This window comes from Pseudoalteromonas sp. JC3 (genome assembly GCF_030291895.1).
GTDB lineage: Bacteria > Pseudomonadota > Gammaproteobacteria > Enterobacterales > Alteromonadaceae > Pseudoalteromonas.
Genome location: NZ_CP127855.1, coordinates 926,872 through 928,642, shown reverse-complemented (window position 1 = coordinate 928,642; position 1,771 = coordinate 926,872). Strand labels below are relative to the sequence as shown.

Below are 1,771 nucleotides of genomic sequence, written 5' to 3'. Positions count from 1 at the left end.
CTTCCTAGCTCATTGGATTATCGCGTTCAACTGGCCACTTAGTTGTTTAAGTTCTGTTGTGGGAGAGGGGTCGGTAGCGATTGGTTGCAAGATTGATAGCTGACCTTGCTCCATTCGGATCACCTTATCAGCGATTTTGAAGTACCTGTCATCGTGGCTTATAACTACTACGGCTTTATTTGCTGACTTTAATTGCGGAAGAATTTCCGTATAAAATATTTCTTTAAACTCGGGGTCTTGATCGGCTGCCCATTCATCAAAAAGGTATAAGCTTTTATCTTCAAGGACACTAACCAAAAGTGCTAATCTCTTTCTCTGCCCATCCGATAACGAAGTCGTTGAAAATGCGTTATCTACAACCTTCACTTTTTCATTAAGATCCAATGCACGAAGCAATTGAGTAATTCTTTCCGGATCCACTTTCAAACCAAAAAGACGCTTAAATAAGTGATAATCAGAGTAAATGGCTGCAACTTCTTCACGGCAACTAGCTAGGCTTTCCATTGTTACTTTTGTGTCACCAAAGTAAATATCGCCTTCTGTTGCTTGATAATGCAGTGTCATCAATTTACTTAGCGTGGATTTCCCAGAACCATTCCCTCCGACAATAAAAACAACCTCACCTTTGCTAATTTCGAAACTCAACGGTCCTACTTTAAATCCGGGTTTATCATCAACACTCAAATATCGAAAACTTACGTCATCAAAACGAATACTTTGCCATTCTGGAAGTGGAGAAATTTTCTCGATAAATTGCTCTTCGGGTAATGTTTCTAGCAGGGTGTTAACTTTCCTAACTGAAACTTTAGCAATCGCAATCTGGGGAATAGCGTTCAAAATCACCGATACTGGACCTGCGATATACAACAACACCATCACTACACCAATCAACTCAGATGAAGATATTTGGTGATAATTGACAAAGACAAAGCTGATCATTCCAATCACCATAAAACTCAAAATATCACCGTAATTCACAGCAACTCGCAGTACGCTTTGCGCTATTTTATCGGAGGCTAGGATATGGCTTTCTTGCTGATGCAATGCATAATCAAAGTAATCGTCACTTTTGGCTCTGTTTAGTTTGAGCTCCTTCGCACCATTAATAATACCGCGGATACCTTCTTGTAAATTATCAACGTGCTTGCGGGACTTTGTTATATATACTCGGCTCACATACATGGGTAATTGATAAGTCACCACACCAAATACAATGCAGTAAGCGACAAACAGAAAAACATCTCTATTGAGATAGTAGAGAAAGATCATCATGCCCAGTAGCGTTACACCATTTGTTAATAAATCAGGTAGCACTCTCGCTCCCATCACGATCCTCTGAACATCCGTCGTTAGCGCTGCAATCAATTTAGCTGAACCTACTTTTTCCAACGCCACTATTGGTGCTTTACGGATGCGATCGTACATGTCCTTACGCATCTGCGTCGTGACCTCAAGCGCAACACGAGTCAGTAATACTTGTGAAAGTGAACGTGTTACAAAAATAAGGGCACATAAAATAGCAAACGCAATTGCAAATTTGGCACTGCTTACCTGCCAACCAAAGAGTTCTAATTGATCTGACTCTGTTGCCAACCCTCCCAACGACGGCTGAAGCGCTTTTAGGACCAATGGAATAAGAAGTGAATAAGCGATGCCCGCCAGCGCTCCGAGAAAGATGGCACAAAATACCTTGTTAGGCGCCTTTTTTGTAAATACATCAAACAGCTTCATAGTTATCCTTAGTTAGACTAATGCCAAGAAAATAGCGTCG

Annotated in this window: 1 protein-coding gene; it reads right to left on the bottom strand. The window is 40.9% G+C overall.

What is annotated here, in order from left to right; genetic code table 11:
- Nucleotides 1-9: 9 nt before the first annotated feature.
- Complete coding sequence (locus QSH61_RS03925) at nucleotides 10-1,731, bottom strand: cyclic peptide export ABC transporter (RefSeq protein WP_206471354.1); 1,722 nt, start codon at nucleotides 1,729-1,731, stop codon at nucleotides 10-12.
- Nucleotides 1,732-1,771: the final 40 nt, after the last annotated feature.

Coding starts and splice junctions, on each gene's coding strand:
- QSH61_RS03925 (WP_206471354.1), bottom strand. CDS start 1,731: ATGAAGCTGTTTGATGTATTTACAAAAAAGGCGCCTAACAAGGTATTT.